The 19,474-nt window shown below is 39.6% G+C and carries 14 protein-coding genes and 7 pseudogenes (1 of these 21 cut by a window edge); 12 read left to right on the top strand and 9 right to left on the bottom strand.

From position 1 onward, the window contains the following. Together leuS and LEP1GSC062_RS22075 are read left to right on the top strand one after the other, a co-directional pair. Positions 1–1,274 (top strand): annotated as a pseudogene (leuS, locus tag LEP1GSC062_RS15205) (leucine--tRNA ligase) (it extends 1,317 nt beyond the left edge of the window). Between the two features lie 265 nt (positions 1,275–1,539). After that, positions 1,540–1,876, top strand: a pseudogene (locus LEP1GSC062_RS22075) (WG repeat-containing protein); the annotation flags it as partial. Between the two features lie 234 nt (positions 1,877–2,110). Here the strand turns inward: LEP1GSC062_RS22075 and LEP1GSC062_RS15200 are convergent. The 5 genes from LEP1GSC062_RS15200 to LEP1GSC062_RS15180 form a co-directional block, all read right to left on the bottom strand. Beyond that, positions 2,111–3,187 carry an LIC10486 family protein gene (locus LEP1GSC062_RS15200; protein WP_020984702.1) on the bottom strand — a complete coding sequence of 359 codons (1,077 nt, stop codon included), beginning with the start codon at positions 3,185–3,187 and terminating at the stop codon, positions 2,111–2,113. Positions 3,188–3,198: 11 nt separating this feature from the next. Beyond that, positions 3,199–3,924 carry a hypothetical protein gene (locus LEP1GSC062_RS15195; RefSeq protein ID WP_010579118.1) on the bottom strand — a complete coding sequence of 242 codons (726 nt, stop codon included), beginning with the start codon at positions 3,922–3,924 and terminating at the stop codon, positions 3,199–3,201. 90 nt (positions 3,925–4,014) lie between these two features. Then, positions 4,015–5,364 (bottom strand): threonine synthase, encoded by a 1,350-nt coding sequence (gene thrC, locus LEP1GSC062_RS15190; protein WP_010579117.1) that lies wholly within the window; start codon positions 5,362–5,364, stop codon positions 4,015–4,017. Positions 5,365–5,367: 3 nt separating this feature from the next. Then, positions 5,368–6,360 carry an SPFH domain-containing protein gene (locus tag LEP1GSC062_RS15185; protein WP_010579116.1) on the bottom strand — a complete coding sequence of 331 codons (993 nt, stop codon included), beginning with the start codon at positions 6,358–6,360 and terminating at the stop codon, positions 5,368–5,370. A gap of 93 nt (positions 6,361–6,453) precedes the next feature. Next, positions 6,454–7,035 (bottom strand): LIMLP_15305 family protein, encoded by a 582-nt coding sequence (locus LEP1GSC062_RS15180; protein WP_010579115.1) that lies wholly within the window; start codon positions 7,033–7,035, stop codon positions 6,454–6,456. A 256-nt stretch (positions 7,036–7,291) separates the two neighbouring features. On the opposite strand from LEP1GSC062_RS15180, the gene LEP1GSC062_RS15175 reads away from it, so the two are divergent. From LEP1GSC062_RS15175 to lepB, 5 genes and pseudogenes are all read left to right on the top strand, one after another. Continuing rightward, the gene (locus tag LEP1GSC062_RS15175) at positions 7,292–8,881 is read left to right on the top strand and encodes an LA_3751/LA_3752 family putative glycosyltransferase (protein WP_010579114.1); all 1,590 of its coding nucleotides are present in this window, start codon (positions 7,292–7,294) and stop codon (positions 8,879–8,881) included. A 302-nt stretch (positions 8,882–9,183) separates the two neighbouring features. After that, a pseudogene (locus tag LEP1GSC062_RS15170) lies at positions 9,184–9,351 on the top strand (LA_3751/LA_3752 family putative glycosyltransferase); the annotation flags it as partial. Positions 9,352–9,402: 51 nt separating this feature from the next. Continuing rightward, positions 9,403–10,198: pseudogene (locus tag LEP1GSC062_RS23310) on the top strand (IS5 family transposase). A 14-nt stretch (positions 10,199–10,212) separates the two neighbouring features. Continuing rightward, a pseudogene (locus LEP1GSC062_RS15155) lies at positions 10,213–11,592 on the top strand (LA_3751/LA_3752 family putative glycosyltransferase); the annotation flags it as partial. Positions 11,593–12,131: 539 nt separating this feature from the next. After that, entirely contained in the window at positions 12,132–12,728 is a 597-nt protein-coding gene (lepB, locus tag LEP1GSC062_RS15150; protein ID WP_020984740.1) for a signal peptidase I, read from the top strand. Positions 12,729–12,920: 192 nt separating this feature from the next. Here lepB and LEP1GSC062_RS15145 read toward each other — a convergent pair whose 3' ends face one another. Together LEP1GSC062_RS15145 and LEP1GSC062_RS15140 are read right to left on the bottom strand one after the other, a co-directional pair. Continuing rightward, complete coding sequence (locus tag LEP1GSC062_RS15145; protein ID WP_039942288.1) at positions 12,921–13,514, bottom strand: TetR/AcrR family transcriptional regulator; 594 nt, start codon at positions 13,512–13,514, stop codon at positions 12,921–12,923. A 90-nt stretch (positions 13,515–13,604) separates the two neighbouring features. Next, positions 13,605–14,282: a hypothetical protein gene (locus tag LEP1GSC062_RS15140; protein WP_010579106.1), complete on the bottom strand. Its 678-nt coding sequence runs from the start codon at positions 14,280–14,282 to the stop codon at positions 13,605–13,607. A 130-nt stretch (positions 14,283–14,412) separates the two neighbouring features. On the opposite strand from LEP1GSC062_RS15140, the gene LEP1GSC062_RS15135 reads away from it, so the two are divergent. Then, positions 14,413–15,087, top strand: coding sequence for an OmpA/MotB family protein (locus LEP1GSC062_RS15135; RefSeq protein WP_020984723.1), 675 nt, complete (start codon positions 14,413–14,415; stop codon positions 15,085–15,087). A 31-nt stretch (positions 15,088–15,118) separates the two neighbouring features. On the opposite strand, the gene LEP1GSC062_RS15130 is transcribed toward LEP1GSC062_RS15135, so the two are convergent. Further along, a complete protein-coding gene (locus LEP1GSC062_RS15130) occupies positions 15,119–15,475 on the bottom strand; it encodes a DoxX family protein (protein ID WP_010579105.1) in 357 nt (118 codons plus the stop codon). 1,200 nt (positions 15,476–16,675) lie between these two features. On the opposite strand from LEP1GSC062_RS15130, the gene LEP1GSC062_RS15125 reads away from it, so the two are divergent. The 4 genes and pseudogenes from LEP1GSC062_RS15125 to LEP1GSC062_RS24955 all read left to right on the top strand — a co-directional run. Next, complete coding sequence (locus tag LEP1GSC062_RS15125) at positions 16,676–17,632, top strand: Kelch repeat-containing protein (protein WP_010579104.1); 957 nt, start codon at positions 16,676–16,678, stop codon at positions 17,630–17,632. 69 nt (positions 17,633–17,701) lie between these two features. Then, a complete protein-coding gene (locus LEP1GSC062_RS15120) occupies positions 17,702–18,067 on the top strand; it encodes a DUF4907 domain-containing protein (RefSeq protein ID WP_020984728.1) in 366 nt (121 codons plus the stop codon). A gap of 257 nt (positions 18,068–18,324) precedes the next feature. Further along, positions 18,325–18,453: pseudogene (locus LEP1GSC062_RS24330) on the top strand (DUF1564 family protein); the annotation flags it as partial. A 151-nt stretch (positions 18,454–18,604) separates the two neighbouring features. After that, positions 18,605–18,791 (top strand): annotated as a pseudogene (locus LEP1GSC062_RS24955) (DUF1564 family protein); the annotation flags it as partial. Positions 18,792–18,847: 56 nt separating this feature from the next. Here the strand turns inward: LEP1GSC062_RS24955 and LEP1GSC062_RS15115 are convergent. Beyond that, positions 18,848–19,240, bottom strand: coding sequence for a YfeK family protein (locus tag LEP1GSC062_RS15115; protein WP_010579103.1), 393 nt, complete (start codon positions 19,238–19,240; stop codon positions 18,848–18,850). Positions 19,241–19,474: the final 234 nt, after the last annotated feature.

Here is a 19,474-nt window from a genome sequence, read left to right as displayed (position 1 = left end):
TCGATCGACGGCTTGGATTATTCTTCCGCTTCATCCAAAATCATCTCTTGGGCGGAATCCAAAAAAATCGGAAAGAAAAAAATCCAGTTCAAACTTAGGGACTGGCTCTTTGCAAGACAAAGGTATTGGGGAGAACCGATCCCCTTAGTTCATTATCCGTCCGGAATCACAAAACCGATTCCAGAATCCGAACTTCCATTAGAACTTCCTAATTTAGAAGAGTTTAAACCTTCCGGCACGGGAGAATCCCCTCTTGCTCTAGCCAAAGAATGGTTGCAGTACAAAGATCCGGAAACGGGGGAAATCGGAACGAGAGAAACGAACACGATGCCCCAATGGGCGGGTTCCTGCTGGTATTACCTACGTTATATCGATCCGAAAAACGGAAAGCTCTTTTGTGATCCGGAGCTGGAAAAAAATGGATGCCCGTCGATCTTTATGTAGGTGGTTCCGAACACGCGGTATTACATCTTCTTTATTCGAGATTTTGGCATAAATTTTTATACGATATCGGAGTGGTCTCCACTCGGGAACCGTTCGCCAAACTGATTCATCAGGGTTTGATTCTCGGAGAGGACAAACGCAAGATGTCTAAGTCCCTCGGAAACGTGGTCAACCCGGACGATGTCATCCGAGAATACGGAGCGGACAGTCTCAGACTTTTTGAAATGTTTATGGGTCCTCTAGAAATGGTAAAACCTTGGAGCACGAGAGGCGTGGAAGGTGTATTCCGTTTTTTGAATAGAATCTGGAGGCTTTTTCATACGGGAGAGGGAGAATCATTTCGTTTGGATGAAATCGAACCGACTACTGAAGAACTCAAAATTCTTCACAAGACGATTCAAAAAGTCGGAGAAGACATTCCGAACTTTTCTTTCAACACCGCAATTTCACAATTGATGATTTTTGTAAACGAGTTCACTCCTTCGGACAGAAGGCCGAAAGAAGTTTTAGAAACCTTCATTCTCCTTTTGGCTCCGTTTGCCCCACATATAGCGGAAGAACTTTGGAAACGTTCCGGCAGAAACAAATCTCTTTCGACCGAAAAATTTCCGGAAGCCGATCCGCAATATCTCATTGAGTCGGAGATTTTAATCGTAGTTCAAGTCAACGGCAAATTAAGGGATGAGTTCAAAGCACCAAAAGATATTTCCGAAGCGGATGCAATTTCTATAGCTAAAAATCTGGATAAAATCAAAGGGATTTTAAACGGTAAAACAATCCGGAAAGAAATCTACGTTCCGGGAAAATTAATCAACTTAGTGATCGGATGAGTAGTTCCGCAAAAATCCCTAAATGTTAATAAGACTTCTGAATTTTCATTAGAATTGTTGAAAAATTCCATAGTTCCGATTAACAAAACTGCTTCAATTGACTGTTTTTATGAAACAGACAGAGAATTAATTTTTCAACAACTAACTCTATTATAAATAAGCCTTGCTTTTACTTATATGGTCATTAGAACTAGCAACGACCTGAATTCCGGTATAACAAATTCAAAGGCTCTGACTTTGAACTCTAATATAAAAAGAGATAAAAATGAATCCGAAGAAATTGTATGTTTTAAGTTTTTGTTAAAGACAGTCGGCCTTGCAACGGTGCCGTTAACTCTAAAGGAGAAGTTATAATCCCGCCAAATTTTAAACAAATCGATTATAAAAGCGATCAAACGGAACTTATCCCTGCGGGAATTTTAAAGTCTAACTCTCAACATGCTTTGGACTTAGATTGGGGTTATATCGACCAATTCGGAGAATGGAAAATCAAACCGTAGTTCGATGGACTTAGGAATTTTTATGACGAATGGGCCTTCGCCAAATCGAAGAAAGAAAAGAAATACGGAATTAGGAATCTGTCCCAAAACTGGGACAGAAACTTGCAGCTTGATCTTTCTGACAAAGTAAACTGGGGCTTTGGGACACACTCTAGGTGCGTTTACGATTCAACTTTGTCGCATATCTAAATTGTTGAATACGACAATTTAGGTTTCGCAGAGAAGTTGCATCCCTAAATTAATTCAAAAAGGAGATCTTCGATAAGCTCTTGGCAAGAAAGACAAAATCCGCAAACGAACCGGAATGATTTGGAGTACCATAAGTTGGATATATTCTTATTTCATAATCAAAAAAACAAGTAATCCGACAGCGATCACCACACCTGCGATAATGATGATTCCCAAAGAACCGGCTCCGGAGGAGGAAGATTCCACTCTAGCCGAGGAAGTCGAGCTTGAAGTTTTGCTTTTTACTTTTGCAAGTCGAACGGGACGTTCTTCGAACGCCTGCAGCAGAACGCCGGAAGGTCCCTTTGCAAAAATATGATATTCTCCCTTTCCGGTAGCGATCCCGATAAATTCTCCGACTACGTTTTTTACATTTCCGTCTTCGTCAATACCGCCTAGGGTTCTTGCCATGGCTTTTTCATCCATAGTTCCGGTTGGTAATTGAAAATAAAGTTTGTCCCCTTCCGTTAACTCGTCGAAATCCACTCCGCCAACCGGAGCAAGAACCGTTTTAGAAAGGATAACTCTTCCGAAAGGTTTACGAAACTGCTCGATCTGTCTTTGTACCGGAGTTTTTTCTTGGCTTTCAGGCACTTGGCCAATGGAAGGTTCCTCCACAGGTCGACTGACCGAAGGAAGAATTCCGGAAAATACGTTCTTTACTCTGAATTTCAAACTGGACAAATCTTCCACGTCGGCCTGAATCCGAACAATATTCACTTTTAATGATGTTTTAATCTGATTCTCCAAGATATTTACCAAACTGGAGGCGTCGTTTTTTTCCCAATTCGCATAAGAAGACTCTAATACCGCTTTTGTCAGTTTGGAATACACGATCCTTCCGATACTGTCGGAAAGTCCGGGATCAAAGGGTTCCGATTTTGCGGCCTCAACCATATCCAACGCAAACGCCGCAGAATCTTCGAAACTTCGGATTTTACGGATCAACGGAGAGTTGGAAAACAGGGAAAAGATTTCGATAACTTCGCTTCTATACTTGCTGACCAGCGCGACCACCGCACCGCTTCTGTTCTCGATATCGATTCTAATTTTTAAAAGAAAAGCGTCTCTGATCTTTCCTTGAATCAACTCTACTGCCTGCTCTTCCGTCAGCACAGACTCAAGCGCGAGGTTCATAAGATTCGCTTGTTCCTGCAATTTATTGACTTGATTACTCGGTTCCATTCATCCTCATTCTATTTGTTAGAAGCGACGTTTTGTTCTCTGGCGAATTTCAGCCTTCCAGGAATATAATCCTTTTTGAGCGGAATTTCGACTCTTGCAACAGTTTGCGAAACCCCTTTCTTACTGTAAATCGTAAACAAATGCCTGTCAAATCCACTCTGTGCAACTAGAATTTCCACCATAGTAATCCCAAGTCCCGCCCCTTCCGTGGAATCTCCAAACTTCATAAAAAACTCGAAAAGATTGTCGAAGTCTCTCGAAATTCGGAATTTTTCTCGTACTCTTTTCTCCTCCTGATCCGTGAGTCGAAAATTATTTAAAACCTTCAAAATGACCCGATCCTCGTTGAAATGAAAGGTAACTTTAATTTCAAGACCCTGTTCCTTCATTTTTTCCCTATAAAACGGAAACTTTTTGTCGCTTAAACTACTATGAAAGGATTCCATTCCTTGAGCGTAGTCTTCCGAAGATTCTATATCCAATTTTGATTCTTTAAATAAGATTCGTTTGATCGCCGCTTTCGTTGCATTGACGATCAATTCTTTGGAAGAAGTATAAAGAAGTTCGCTAAGATCGAGACGATTGTACCGGGCAAGTATCCTCTGGATTATATATTTCAACTTTTTCTCACCATTTAGAGTGAGAACATACGTAATTAGGGAAATAGGGATTTCTTTTGAAATTGCAGAATCGACTTTCATTTGGAAGTCGGTTGAAACATCGTCAAAATCCTCCATGAATTAAAAATTTGACGAAAAACTTCCTATTTTTGGCGAAAAAAAGAATTTTAAAATAATTTTAAAAAATACCCGGATTTATGCAAAAATTTAATCCGAAAACAACAATTTCCGGATTAAGTCAATGACTTTTGTCACATTCGGTTCGGTCCGATAAATGGAATTCACGATTGTAGAATCTACTCGCGGAATCTTTCCGTCGTGGAACTGAAGTTTGAATTCGGTGAATTTCAATCCGTGAGCGGTCGAAATAACGACCACACTCTCCCCTTTGGCAATCGTTCCTTTTTGGATCAGTTTTTCCAAAGTCGCCAAAGCCACTCCCGTATGAGGATCATTGTATAAACCGAATAAGTCCGCCTTTGCCGCCGCATTCGCCAATTCCGACTCGCTAGCCTGTTCCACTACTCCGTTGAACTTCTTGAGAGTCTTAATCGCTTTTTGGATGGAAACCGGATTTCCAATTTGAATCGCGGACGCAAGCGTAGTCTTGGCGACAACCGGTTCGAAACTTTCAAAATTTTTTAAGTAAGAAAGATACAACGGATTCGCATGTTCCGCTTGGGCTAAAGCGATTCTAGGAAGTTTATCGACGAGTCCCAAAGAAAACATCATTTCAAATCCCGCTCCAAGCGCGGATACGTTTCCGAGATTTCCTCCGGGAATCACGATCCAATCCGGAACCTTCCATTCCAACTGCTGAGTGATTTCAACGGAAATCGTTTTTTGTCCTTCGATCCGCAAAGAATTCATCGAGTTTGCAAGATAGATTCCCGCTTCCCTCGTCACTTCTTTGACGATCCGCATACATCCGTCAAAATCCGTATCGAGTGCGATTACCTTGGCTCCGTTCGAAACGGGTTGAATCAATTGCGCTTGCGAAACTTTTCCCGCGGGCAAGAAGATGATCGCGGGAATTCCCGCCTTCGCCGCGTAAGACGCAAGCGCCGCGGAAGTATCTCCCGAACTGGCACAAGCCACCGCGTGAATCGGAACACCCGATGCGATCATGTGTTTTACTTGAGATAATAAGACGGTCATTCCGAGGTCTTTGAATGAACCCGTGTGTGAGATCCCGCATTGTTTAACGTAAAGACTTCCGAGCCCAAGACTTGCAGTCAATCGATCGGAAGTAAAAAGATGCGTAAGTCCTTCTCCGGAAGTTACGATGTTCTTGTCTTCGATATGAGGAAGAACCCATTCTCTCTTGTTCCAAATTCCGGAAGAATTCGGAAACTTTACGGAACGAAAGCGTAAATCGAATTGATCTTTCCACTCTTGTCCCGAAACGGTTTTCAGCGCATCCAAGTCGTGCGATACTTGGAGAAGACTTCCGCATTTTTTACATTCGTAGACGATCTCATTCAGATCGTATCGAGCTTTGCAAGAGTCGTTAATACATTCAAATTCCGCTTTGTACCGGGTAAGAGTGGAGATCATATTTTAGATAGAATTCAAAATGTCCTTTTTTTTGGTATCAAATTCTTCTTGAGTAATGAGTCCCCCGTCGAGAAGGGTTTTCAACTTGGCGAGTCTTGCCGTCGCGTCTTCCGCCGCAGGTTTTGCCCCGCCTTGATTTTGTCCCATCATGTTGGCCATCATTCCCGCCATGTTCATTCCCATTCCGAGACCCATTCCCGCGCTCATCCCTTCTCCTGCGGAACCGCCCTGATTGCTCGCCGCCGCTTCGCCGATATCCAACATTCTTTTTTGCTGATACATATTTCCCATCGTATCGATTTCGAACTTATCAGTGAGAACTTTCTGGATTTTTTGAAAATTAGGATCGTTCTGATCGAAGTTGATCGATTGAATGAAAAAGTCCACGACCTCGAGTCCGTATTTTTGAAAATCCGGTTGAGTTTTGGTTTTACCGGCTACGGAGGCTTCTTCCAAATGCTGGGAAATCTGAGTGATAGGAACTCCGTTTTTTAATACGACTTCAGAGATAAAATCGCTGAGTCTTGTCACGACCATCGGTTTGAGAAGTTTATCAACCCCTTCATGATCGAACTTCTGCTGGGTTCCGACTACCGTGTTTACGAAAGACTTGGAGTCGATCACTTTTATATTATAATTTCCGAATGCTCTAAGTCCCAAAGTGATATGATACTTTGGATCTTCGATTTGAATCGGAGCCGGAGTTCCCCAAGTCATGTTGATCACGGACTTGTTTACATAAACGATTTCGGCAGTAAACGGAGTTTGCCCGCCGAACGGTAAGTTTATGAACTTTTCCAAAATCGGAATGTTTCCGGTTTTCAAAGTATGTGTCCCGGGACCGAATACGTCCAAGGCCTTTCCTTCCTTAAAAAAAACCGCTTCCTGACTTTCGTTTACTACGAGCTGACCGAAATGACTGATATCATTTCTTGGAAATTTCCAGATGATTTCTCCGGGTTGTCCTTCGTATTTGATTACATCAATCAATGCCATGATTTATTCCTTTATCGTTAATTAAGAATGCCGTGTGTTAAGAACACGCGATCCTCTCAACTCTTTCAACGAGATACGACCCATCCGTAAGTCTCAGAGTTTCGAAAACAATTCCTTTCTAGACCGAAATGCGTTTTCCAATCCGTCCAAAGCGGAACGAACGTCACCGATCACATTTCGAACTTCCTGCACGGAAGAATCCGCGGTTACCTTGAGACTCCGGATTTTGGATTCGATGATTTCCACCTCTTTAAATAAGGAAAAGTCGAATTCCGCGAGTTTTTCCAATTCTTCCTCAGTCGCCTTAAAACCCGTTCCGAGCCCGGTCAGCCCATATCCTGCGGAATGAATCGTATTGGTAAGTTTATCGATCAGTAAAACTGCAATTTCACTGCTTCCGATCAGCTCCAATTTTCTTGCGGTTACAAAAGCCTCTTCCAATCTTCGAACCGGTTCTTTAAGAAGGGAAACCTTAGAAGCAAGCTCTTTTCTCAATAGAGAATCCGCATTCTGAAATTCGTGATCTTTGAGCGCGCTCGAATAAAGAGGAAGTTTTTGCATAAAACTCCGAATTGTTCCTCTTTCGGTTCGATAACGAGCGATCAAAGATTTTACCGGCGTTTGTGAAAGAAATTGACCCAGTACATTTTGGCCTGTGGCCGTTTCCTGCTGCATAACTTCAAGTTTTGCACGATTCTAAGATTGGATCAATGAAAAAACGAACCTTCGAAGAATTCCTCAAAACCCCGTTTTACATTCGAAATTTGAACCGTTTATAAAACGCCTTTCTATCCCAGCCGAAAGCGGATTGACCTAGAAAACAATTTCGAGAAACTGACTTCGGGTCCAAATACAATCGTGACAAACGTATCGAAAGCGACCCGATTTAAAGTTCCGTTTTGATTCTTAGAATTTTGGATTTTACAAATCAATGATCTCGAAACTGAAAGCGTTTTCCCTTCGGTTTTTCCAAAACAAATATTTTTCCGTCGCAGCCGCGTTTTTATTTTCGTATTTTCTATATTTGACGATTCCTCCGAAATACCTTCTTTCCGCGGATCATTACGAAAAATTCATCTTAGGAAAATCCATCTATCTAAGCGACTTTCGATCGTTAGACGTCTTTTATCCGGGATTCGACTTCGACCCGGAACTTAAATTCAGTCTGCTCCAGATGTCGATTGTAAACGGTCACAAGATCATCGCCTTTCCGGTTTCATTAGGAATCCTTTATGCGTTTGTTTTTCCTTTCGGAGGAGTTTACGGAATCTATTTTCTATCCGCGTCCTTGATCGGGCTCGTTTTATTTCTGATCGGAAAAGAATTCGAAATTCCGGCCTGGCAGATCTTTTTATTTTCCTTTTTGTCACCCGTGGTGATGAACGGTTATCTATTTATGGACGTCGGAGTCGGATTATTTCTTTTTGTGTCCGGAATCGTTCTCTATCAAAGATCCAAAAAGAATCGACCCTTTCTTTTTGCCGCTTTCGGAGGGATGGTATTGTCCCTCAGTTATTGGTTCCGTCTTGAATATCTGATCTTTATCGGACTTTATTGGACATGCGAAAGTTTTCTTCGTCTTCCATTTTCGAAGGAGAACAAAAAACAATTCTTTTTAACCTCGGCTGTTCTTATAATCTTATTCTTCGGATATTGCGGATTCAACCAATCGTTTTTTCATTCTCCTTTGGGACCGAGATACAACGCAAACTATAGCCATTCGGGATTCTCGAATCTATTTAAGAATTTTATAAATCTCTTATTTTATGGAAATCTTAAGTTAGGCGTTTTCGGATATTCTCCGTTCTTATTCGTAGGATTTTTATTTTTTCTTTCTACTCAGGCAAGAAACTGGAAGAATATCTCGGAAAAGGAAAAACCGCTTCTGATCTCTTCCGTTCTGGGGATCCTCGTGGCCGCAAGTGTGGCGCCCAACGATGGCGGAGCGGAATCCGGATCTCGTTATTTAACTCCGGGCCTCCCCGGGCTGTTCGTGCTTACATCAGGATTTTTTTCGTTTTTACGAACCAAAAAAATCCTTTGGAACATTTCATTCTACGTTCTTCTTGCAATCTCGATTCTTCCGACTTGGATATACTACAAAACGACAAAAGGCTTTGCAAAAAATACAAAAAGAGTTCAGGAATTTATTTTCAAAGAACCCGAGGAAAATCTTTTGATTTTTCAGAACGGACTTATCGGAGGAATGGCAAGCGAAGGTTTATATTTTCAAGGAAGAGTTTTTCAAGCGACGGGAGTTTCGGAATTAGTCGCACTACTCAAAAAATTTTCCATATCCAAAAATCAGAGCTCGGTCTCTTTCGAATACTTCGCGTATTCGAAAGAATATACGAAAGGAATGAAAAATTTGGAATACGATCCGAATACGAAAGAAGGAATGATCAATTATCTAAATCGATTTGATTCCGAGGCGATCTCCGAAATCAAATCCATCAAAATTGTAGACAAAAAAACGTTCGGGAACATAGAGATTCTCTACGGAATATACGGGGAGAAATAACAATGGTTTAAAATTTCATAATTTAATAAAATATAATTTACCCATTCAAATTGTTCGGATATTCGCAAGGGTCGATTTTAAAACCCGCCTAGAGAAAACCACGGTCATGATTGCCAAATCGTCAGTAACAAAATGCGGTAGTTCTCATAGACTACCTTTCTTTAAAGAATTTATAGGTTTTTTAAATCGTCTTTTTCACCGCTAAATTTATAGTAGTCCTACAATTCTAAAGCTTTGGCACACTTTTAATTTTTCCAAATCCCATTTCCAAATAACCTTCTCACAAGGATCAAATCAAAACAATGACACAAAAAATCAAAGAACAATGGGCCGTATTGATTCTGCTCGTTATCACACCGGTTCTTCATGTTTGGATCGGAACGGAAAACAGTTATATAACCGATTCGGCGTTAAAAGCCATGCAAACCGACTCTTTGATCCAAAACGGTTTTCGAACGGAAGAACTTAGAGCCGGTCTCAAAACTGCTTGTACTGAGAAAGCATAATAATATCAATGTGAAATGGACAAATATTATTCAGAGATACCCGATGCCCTTTGGCAAAAAATCGCATCTTTTATCCCTAAAGAAAAGGTCAATCCCCAAGGAGGGCGCAATCGTGTACCTGCAAGAGTGGTAATGGCAGGGATTATCTATCGAATGAAAACGGGATGTCAGTGGCGTGCAATTCCGAATGACTTTGGGTCCGGTCAAACTTGTCATAGAAGATTTCAAGAATGGGAACGAGCGGGAGTATTTAAAAAGATCTATAAATCTATTTTAAAATATTATGATGTGAAGAATAAGATAGCATGGGATTGGGCTTCGATGGATTCCGCAATGGTTAAAGCTCCCAAAGGGGGAGCTTAACCGGAAAGAACCCTACAGACCGTGCCAAATTAGGGGTTAAACGGCATATTCTTACGGATGGAAATGGTATTCCTTTGGCAATTACGTTGACTGGAGCTAACGTTCATGACAAACGCGGTGTAAAAGATACGTTGAATTCAATCTTAGTTTTTTCCGGAAGAAAAAGAAAAAACCGAAGCATCTTTGTTTAGATAAAGGTTATGACTTCAAAGATATAGAAGCATTCATCAAGAAAAGAAACATTCGAGCTCATATTCGGAAAAAAGGTGAGAAGCCTCTCATCGGCAAATATAAAGGAAAACCGAGGCGTTGGGTCGTTGAAAGAACAAACAGTTGGCACAATCGATTCAGAGCTATTCTAATTCGCTGGGATAGAAAAGCGGAAAATTATCTGGCATCTCTTTATCTCGCAAGCTCCATCATTGCTTTTAACTTTTTTAATAGGTAGTTTTGAGACCGGCTCTTAGGTATCCCGCTCAGGAATTGGATCCTCATCATGATGCGTTTTTTCTCCCGGGAACCGGATTTGCAAAAGAAATCCACGGAAAGTTTATCGGTCAATATCCGATTGCGTTTTCCTTTGTCTCCTCATTGTTGCGATTGGCGGGGATAACTTGGAAATGGATGCCGATGTTATTGTCTTTTTTTACAGTCCTTTCTCTTTATCTTCTTTCAAAAAGGAAACTCATAAGTCAAGGGACGGTTTTACTCGGTTACGGAGCCACGATTCTTTTCGCTTTAAGCTTGGATTTCAGCGAATACTCGATTTACTTTCTTTTTAATTCTCTCGGTTTTTCTTGGTGGCTCCGCTACCGGGAATCAAAAAAGTCCCGGTATCTTTACTTCGCTTTAATCGCCTGTTCGATCCCGATTTGGCTACGACTGGAGTCGCTGCTTTTTTTAGGAAGTTTAGTACTTTGTGAAATTATAATATTTGGGAGAAACACAAGACATTTAATAAAAAAATTAAATCCTTTTGCGATTTTATTTGCCCTTTCTCCCATGTTTCTGTTTTTTCTTTGGAACTTTTGGAAGTATGGACACATACTAGGAGTAAGATTTATTTTTAATTACGGGAACAATCATGTCTCATTTTTAGATAGGATTCTTCGTTTTTTTTCGATCACGTTCGTAAACTATGTAGACGGAATTCCGAAGTTCGGATTATTTTTTTGCTCCTCCTTCTTACTACTTCCGATCTTATATTATGTTTTTTTTAAAAACAAAAGAAACGAAAAAATCAACTTCCTACTCACGGTCATCGGCTTGAATACGGTTTTAGTCGGAATTCTAGCGCCGAACGATGGCATCACGATCACGGGTAGATATCTGATACTCGTCGTCATTCCTCTGCTGATTCTTTGGGAGAACTGGAAACCTCACGCTTCTAAAATATGGAAAATTCTTTCAGTCACTCTAATTGTTTTCTCCTTTCTAATCTCGGGATTGATTTTAAAAATTCTACAACATTCGACGAAGCAAGAAAGGATCTATCGGGATTTTTACGCTCGGAACGAAACCTCGCTTTGGATTTTTACGGATCCGATTCTTTGCGGCCAAGCAGGATCGGATCATCTTTCCAAGAGAATTTTATGTTTCAATTCCGAAACGAATCTTGATCGAATATTAAAAAACCTCGAATCGGAACCTTCGGTTTCTTCATTGACCGTCTTTGAAATGAATGAAAAAGAATTCAGAAATTTTGAAAACAAAATACCGATGATTTTATCATCCGAATCAAGAACGATCCTAAAGGAAAAACTGAATTTAAAATTTCAGAAAGAAAAAAATCCCTCGGTTTATAAAGGAGCCGTTGCGACTCGTTACAATAAACGCTTTTAATCGGAGTTTAAATGAAAATTCGTAAAAAAAATTTGGATTTCTTAAAAGACTCGTTTTTTGAACATATCTTCCAATAACTCAGAACAAAATCCCGTCACGGCGGTCCATAGGAAGTCGTGACGTTGATCCAGCTTGAAAATATATCATAAAAATATAATACTCTTGATTTTGACATTCTAATTGTACATTCGGTCGGAATAAACTTAAAGTGCTCAAGCCGACGAGAAAGGTTTGCATCCAACCTGCGCATCGAAAGTTCCTTGGAATTCATCAAGCCAACATCTGTAATATTTTCGACCTAGCTATTTCTTTCAAAACGATTCTTCCTATTAAAGATCTGAACAAATCGACACGGACTCTCAGTCATATACCGGAGAAAAATCCGTTTTTCTGATCGGGCAAATCTTCACCCGAGTTCTCTAAAAATAACTTTGCCGATAAATTGAGTTTGTAAACACTCAAGATCTTTTACGTTTAACGTAGATCCAATCTTTCCAAGTGCATTTTTCGATTTGCCGTTCTAAAGAAGATTGTGGACAATGTCTTACGTTCTTATGAAAAGTTTCGGAACGAAGGAAAAAATGAGAAAATACTTACGCATTCTTTTTCCTGTATTGCTTTCTTTGTTCACGATTCTTTTGATACGAATCTTTTTATTTCAAATTTACTTCATTTCAGGTTATTCTATGGCCCCCTCCTATAAGGAAGGAGATTTAATCTTAGTCACAAAGTTAGGTTTTCCGGCTCGCATCGGAAAATGGGAAATTTCTTTCGTTGAAAGCGAAGTGAATCGTTTCGACGTTCTCGTTTTAGACGGACTTGGGGAAGAATTGAGTCTAAAAAGAGTCGTAGGGCTTCCAGGAGATTATTTCAGTTTTGAAAACGACCGGATCCTAATCAACGATGGACCTCTTCAAGAAACATTTTTAAAACCAGGTTTTAAAACCATCGCCCCTTCTCTTTCCATGATTCCGATGACCGCAGTCCAAGGGAACGTTCCAATCGGGGATACGGGTAGAATTCCTCCCGGCTATTTTTTAGTGTTAGGCGATAATCGAGAGAACTCGACAGATTCAAGGAATTACGGTCTGGTTCCGTTTCAAAAATTGAGGGGAAAAGTTTGGTTTTTTTTATAAACCCTCCAAATTTCGTTTTTTCGACCAAATCCACTTAAGACAAAATCGCAGAGTTGATTGATAGTTTTTAATATTTATATATTAAAAATTTTTTATTTAAAATATAGATAAAGAATTTATGTTTTATTACAAGCTTATCCAATGATTAAAACTGATTTCTCTTCAGGTTTTCAGACGGGTTTTTATTAAATCCTAAAGCTCTAAAATCAATCGGACTCTATTTTCCAAACCGGAGACTCGATCCAAATATAAGACCTCCACAGAACAAGCGAGAATTAAACTGTACAAAAGATCCACACAAAGGGAAAGTTTTTCTTCCTTCCTCCCAATCCTGTCGCTTCTTTCAAAAGCGGCTTCGAGTAATTTTCTATATTGGTTACCGTATTTTTCTGTGTATTCGTTTTGTAAATTGACGGGAGCCGAATAGATTAGGCTGAAAGGCAATCTTGTCTTATCGGGGTAAATCTTTGCGGTCTCAGCGACCGCTTTAAAAATAGAAACCACTTCCACGTAAAGACCTTGGTCCCGAATGACTCTTCTTCTAATCTCATTGAGAACAAGTAAATGTGTAGCAATCAAGGTCTTTCTAAAAAGATTTTCTTTGGAATGAAAGTGATGATAAATACTGGGTTGTTCTAATCCGCATTCTTTACTGATTTCTCTTAGGGAAGTTCCGTGAAAACCTGATCTAGAAAACGCGATCGCTGCCCCCTCTAAAATCCTTTCACGCGAGTTCTTGTAGTCTCTATTCAAGGGATATAGAGGACTTCCGTCTTTCCTGAACACTTTTCTAGGCAACCCCGGTTTTATGGACCCCTATCTATGAAACGATCCTAAAACTTCTTTCAAATATTTTAGAGCCCCATCACTCAAGTATTAAAATTCTTTTTTGAAAACCTCGAAATAATTTCTGGTCTCGTTCGGAATGATAGAAGGATAGGGCCCAAATCCAGGATGATTCTGATTTGGATTATATTGACCTTTATTATCTTTTCTATTTTTATCGGATTGATAACTGATCAGAGTGCTAAATAAAAGTTCGAACTTTGCAACACTCAAAGTAGAATCTTCTAATGTGATTTCCACTAAGAAATGATTTCCGGAACTTGTATAATCGAATTCGTAAAAAAAGACTGGATCGGCATACGCGGAAAAAATTGGCGCAACCTTCTTATCCTTTTTATCGCTTCTGTAAATTTGAATCAGGAAAGAATGGGAAGAATCATCGTGCGCCAAACCGATTCCTAATTTATATTTTTGAACTCCTTCCTCTTGGATAAAAGGAAGATGAATTTTATAAATAACTGAGTTCCCTTTGAAGACGGCCCCGTTGAATTGATGTTTGTTTTCTAAGTTGTATCCGGAGTCCCGCAGAATTCTACTCACTTCTTCCAAATAAGCCTTGAGCTCTCTTTTCTCCTCAATGGGTTTTCCGGAGAAAGAAGTTCCTGCTGGCGTTTTATTCTGAGGAGCAATGGACTTAGGAAGGCAAAAAATCGCTAAAAGAAGTATTAAGTAGAAAGATTCGAGTAATTTGGAATTTGATCCGTTCATTTGATGCTCTTCTTATGTATTGTAGTCGAGCATATACTTGATGAAAAGATTTTTTTATTCATTCATCTATCCCTTTTGTTTTTTTACGTTTTGCCGACAAATAAAATAGACATCATTTCGGTAGAATCCCATGAAATTTAAAACTCTTTCCATTTTTGTTCTTTTAAATCTGGTTCATTGCGTTTCCAATTCGAAGTATGAGTCTCTTCTAAAATCTTATGAAGAATCGAAACTTGAAAACCAAAGAATTCTCGGGGAAAAAGTGAATCTTTCTCGTTCTTTAAACGAATTAAAACGAATCCAAGAAGAATCCGAGTTAAGAATTCAGGAATACAAAGGACTGATAGCTACTTTTCGTTCTCTAATTGACGCGGGTAAACTCAAAATTAAGATCATAGACGGAAGAATGGTTGTGGTTCTTTCCTCGGACATTCTCTTTCCGGTGGGCTCTGCATTCCTATCGTCCGCCGGAACCGCATCGATTCGGGAAGTGACCACCTTGCTTGCCTCTCTGGAAGGAAAACGTTTTCAAATAGAAGGACATACGGACAATACTCCGACCGGCATCAAAGGCTACACGAATTGGGAATTGGCTTCCTCAAGGGCTCTTAATGTTCTTCATACGATGATTAAGGCCGGGATGCCCGAAGAGAGAATTAGCGCCGCGAGCATGGGAGCTTCCAGACCAGCTCTTCCGAATACTTCCCCCGAAAATCGATCCGCAAATCGAAGGATAGAAATCGTAATCGTTCCTGATCTAACCAATCTTCCCGGAATGGAAGAGTTGAAAAAGTATTCGAATTGATTGTTTCCAAGAATATTATAAAAATTGAATTTTAAGTGAAGGTATAAGCCCAGTAAATCAATAAAAGCTGAAGTGGAAGTCTTAAAAGTAAAGCCCACTTCGGAGGATCGGTTTTTCTCCTGGATTGATAGTGGTATAAGTTTGCGGGAAATACTGCGATCAGAAGAAGGATCACTCCCCAAGCGCCGAGTTGTCTCATATCTGGAAAAAATAGCATAACTCCGAATCCGATTTCAATCACACCGCTAAAATAAACGACTAATTTAGGATAAGGAATATAAGGAGGCATGATTCTCAGATAAAATCTCGGCAATACAAAGTGAAGTATTCCCGCAATGATATAAAGGGTCGCCATTGTATAAAGACTGATGATTTTCAGATCCGGCATAAACTTTTCCTTTTCAAAAATAAATCCAAGTCAAAATAGAATCTCGTTTAATAAATCAAAATATTCTTTTTTCTCTTTTTCGAAATCGATTCCTTTGTTTTTGAGCTTTAATCTGAAATCCTAATATTCGAAGAGAACTAATATGTCTCCGACGTAATTCTTCCTTTCTGAAAGCATCTCTCTTATTTAGGAAACGATTCAAAATTAAATTCATAAGCACCCTCTTCCTTGAAATTTTATCGGCCATTATAGGAAAACTTGGCAAAGTACAAGAAAAAAAGATCTTTTCAGAAATTTTTTATGTTTTATGAATCCAACCAATCTTTCGAAATAAACTACATGAGTTCGATTGAAAGAAACTCATCTCATTAAAGTTAATTTTTCTAAAATAGAATTAAATGCGGGAACTCTCACACTATTTTAACGTGAATTCGGCATAAGAATTCATTTTTCTGTAGGAAGTTGGAATTTGAACTTTGTAAATCCATTCTTAAAATGTGGGAACTATCGCAAATCGCGATTTTACAAACAAATTCTTAAATTGTAGGAACTCCTGCTTTTAGAACATTCTTTCTCCGTTTCAACCGCCGAACTCATGTTAAATTGGAACGTGGACCATAGAATACTTCGTAAAAATTGAATTTGAAATTTCTTCTCAATCAGGAAACAATTTCAACCTTCAAACACGGATTCAATTTAAGAATTTACCACTCTACAAAACCAATCATTTGACATTCAAATAAGATGGAACATTCCAACTCACACATCGATTGGGTTGTAAAAAAAGAAATCATGGATTTATTTTTCAAATCAAACCCTCATAAATGTATAACAAAACATACATATAAACATCTAAAATAAATAAACCATTATAGGCATTGAATAGATTTTTAATAATTTAAAACAAATATATGCAAAATATAAATCCATGTTTGTTTTAAATTATCAAATATGGGGAAATTATTCTTCATTAATGTCTTTTGAGTCATAAATGAAAGCGATAAACGCAGTTTATTCGATATAAGATTCTTCGTATTTCAAGGAGTAGGCATGAGAACAAAAAAGCGATTTACGTATGCGATACTATTGGTGTTGGTATCACCGTTCACAGCTTGTTTCGAAACATCGAACAACAATGTCGGTAACCCGATACTATCCCTGTTAAACTCTAAGTCTTCAGAGATAGTCAACCAACAACAGATGAGCGAAGAACCACCAGAGCCGCCTCCGCCTTATCCAATTCCCCCAGAGGCGGAACCGATTTACCGGGATCGTATGCAAGATTTTCCAGGATCGGGAAGACGGGATGCCGTGGCTTTTTCAATCAATGGAAAAGGATATATCGCAGCTGGACAAACCGGGGGAAGTTGGCTACGTGATTTATGGGAATACGATTCCCAAACGAGTTCCTGGACACAAAAAGCGGATATACCCTACCCTCTTGGATACGCTCGAGCGGTAGGATTTGCTATCAATGGAAAAGGCTACTACGGAACCGGAATTGATAACAACAACATATCCTTCAAAAGCTGGCAGGAGTACAATCCAAGTACCAATCAATGGGTCTCCAAAAAAGACTTTCCGGGTGTTGCTCGGTTTGGCGCGGTTGCCTTTGCAATTGGAAATAAAGGATATTTGGGTACGGGCACCACTGGTTATGGCGGCGCCGGTACTCCACGAAAAGATTTTTGGGAATACAATCCGGCCACAGATTCCTGGCGACAAGTAGCAGACCTTCCCGGAGTCGGCCGCTGTTATGCAACCTCGTTTGTAATAGGAAATTACGGATATGTTGGAACCGGCTCTCCGGACGGACTTACCAATAGCATAACGCTTTTGAGTGATTTTTGGCGATATTTACCGGCTGCAAACGGCCCAGGCACTTGGATACAAATTCCTTCCTTTCCCGCAGGTAAACTATCTGCAATGGGATTCGGCATTTCAGGCAGAGGTTTTGTAGGAGGAGGTTATCCAATTTCCGGATATTATCCGGTGGATCTATGGTCCTATCAACCCGGGACTTCTTCTTGGGTGCGAGAACCCGATCTAGAATCGGTTCAGGATATGTATCGGACTACATTCACAATCGGGCAGAACGCATTCGCAGTCGTAGGCAAACATGTCTACAAATTTTACAAACCTTCACAGGGATTGTAATTCAGCGAATTCGAAAAGTCAGGCCTTGCCTGACTTTTCTTTCCGAAACTTTGCAATGGGCGAAACGATATGAAAGAGAAAATTTTGATTCTATTGTGTTTGTGTATTCTAAACGTTCTTTGTAAACCTCACAAAACCGAAAAGAACCAACAAACCTCGGGAACGGGAAAGTCCTCATCCTATACAAATGCGGAAATTCGCATTCAGACCTTTGACGTAAACTCCGGAGAATATGGTTATGATGTCTATGTCAACGGCTCCCTCTTTGTCCACCAACCCCACATTCCAGGTCGGCATGGAACAGAAGGATTCCAAAATCAAAAACAAGCCGAGCAGGTAGCCACACTTGTTTCAGAAAAAATTCGCAAAGGGCTGATTCCACCTACAATCACCCGAGAAGAAGTTGAAAACGCAATATCTCATTCTAGAAATTGAAATGTTTATCGAGCGATCCGTAGATTAACGTAAGTTAGGCGTAAGAAATTCACGATTTATTTTTTCTGTAGGAAGTTTGAATTTGAACTTTGTAAATCCATTCTTAAAATGTGGGAACTATCGCAAATCGCAATTTTACAAACAAATTCTTAAATTGTAGGAACTCCTGCTTTTAGAACATTCTTTCTCATTTGCTTACGACCCTGCTCACGTTAGATTAGTATGATTCTTGGATGTAAGAAAGTTTCGAATGTGATATTCTTGATTCGACGGAATCAAGAAGGCCGCCCGAAACGATTACTTTTCCGATTCCGGAAGATACTTGGCTTCGCTTTTCCGAAAAAGATTTGAAACTTCTTCTAAAGAAAATTCCTCAATTTTTGAAAACGTATGGTAACGTGAGTTCGGCGTAAGAAAGTTTGGGCGAATCGCTCGCGAATTTCATAGATAAAATGGCTCGCGACCGCGCTTTTCGCTCCAATTCCTTCGGAATTTCCACTACAATCGCTTTCGCATTTTGTTATATCGAACTCACGTTATGGTAAGCTTTTTTCCGCTTCGGAACGTCTCGGTAAAAAGGCTGGACGAACCTTGTATTAACCCAGTCCAAGAAAACGAAAGACGAAGCCAATCAACATCCGAGTGAACTTTGCAAGTTGGACTCTTTTTGGAACTTTCGCTATGGCCCACTGCGTGCCTTTGTTATCTTTTCAATTATCTTCTTTGGAATATAAAGATTGGCGCCTTCCTAAGAATAAAATAAAGTTTGTGGATAGATTCTTAATTCCCCTTCTTTCCGGTCGACTTTGTGGAAGGATTCTTTTCTTTTAAGATCTCCTCCCATTTTTCTTTCAACCAAACCCCGGATTCCTTAGTCTTACCATCCGCAAATTTTACGAGATACGGTTTTCCGGATATACTGGATTTGGAACCAATATAATCTATAAACTCCGGGATAGTTTGAATTCTTCCTTCCACCACTTTTAGCTTTTTTTCCATGTGTGCTCTGGCTTCCTTCGGACCGTGTTCGACACCGTTTCGGATGAATTTACATTCACAAGACTCGAATACGGCCATAAGAGAGTTTAAATCATTTCTAAAATCGGAACTTTCTTCCGCAGAGATTGAAATGAAAAAGAGAAGAACAAATACACACGTTAGTGTCCTTACCATTGATAATATTCCTTTAAATTATTCGAATAGATTCTTGATTTCCCTAAGAAAAAGATAGCACAAATTAGATCCAACTTTCTCTATATTCATTTTTCATTTCGATTCAAACAAATACATAATTTAACGTGAGCAGGGTCGTAAGAATCCATGATTCATTTTTCTAAAAAGAATTGGAACCTGAACTTTGTAAATTGATTCTTAAAATGCGGGAATCACCACAAATCACGACTTTAC

It is taken from the genome of Leptospira alexanderi serovar Manhao 3 str. L 60 (assembly GCF_000243815.2).
GTDB classification, from domain to species: Bacteria; Spirochaetota; Leptospiria; order Leptospirales; family Leptospiraceae; genus Leptospira; species Leptospira alexanderi.
This window is presented reverse-complemented; position numbering and strand designations above follow the sequence as displayed.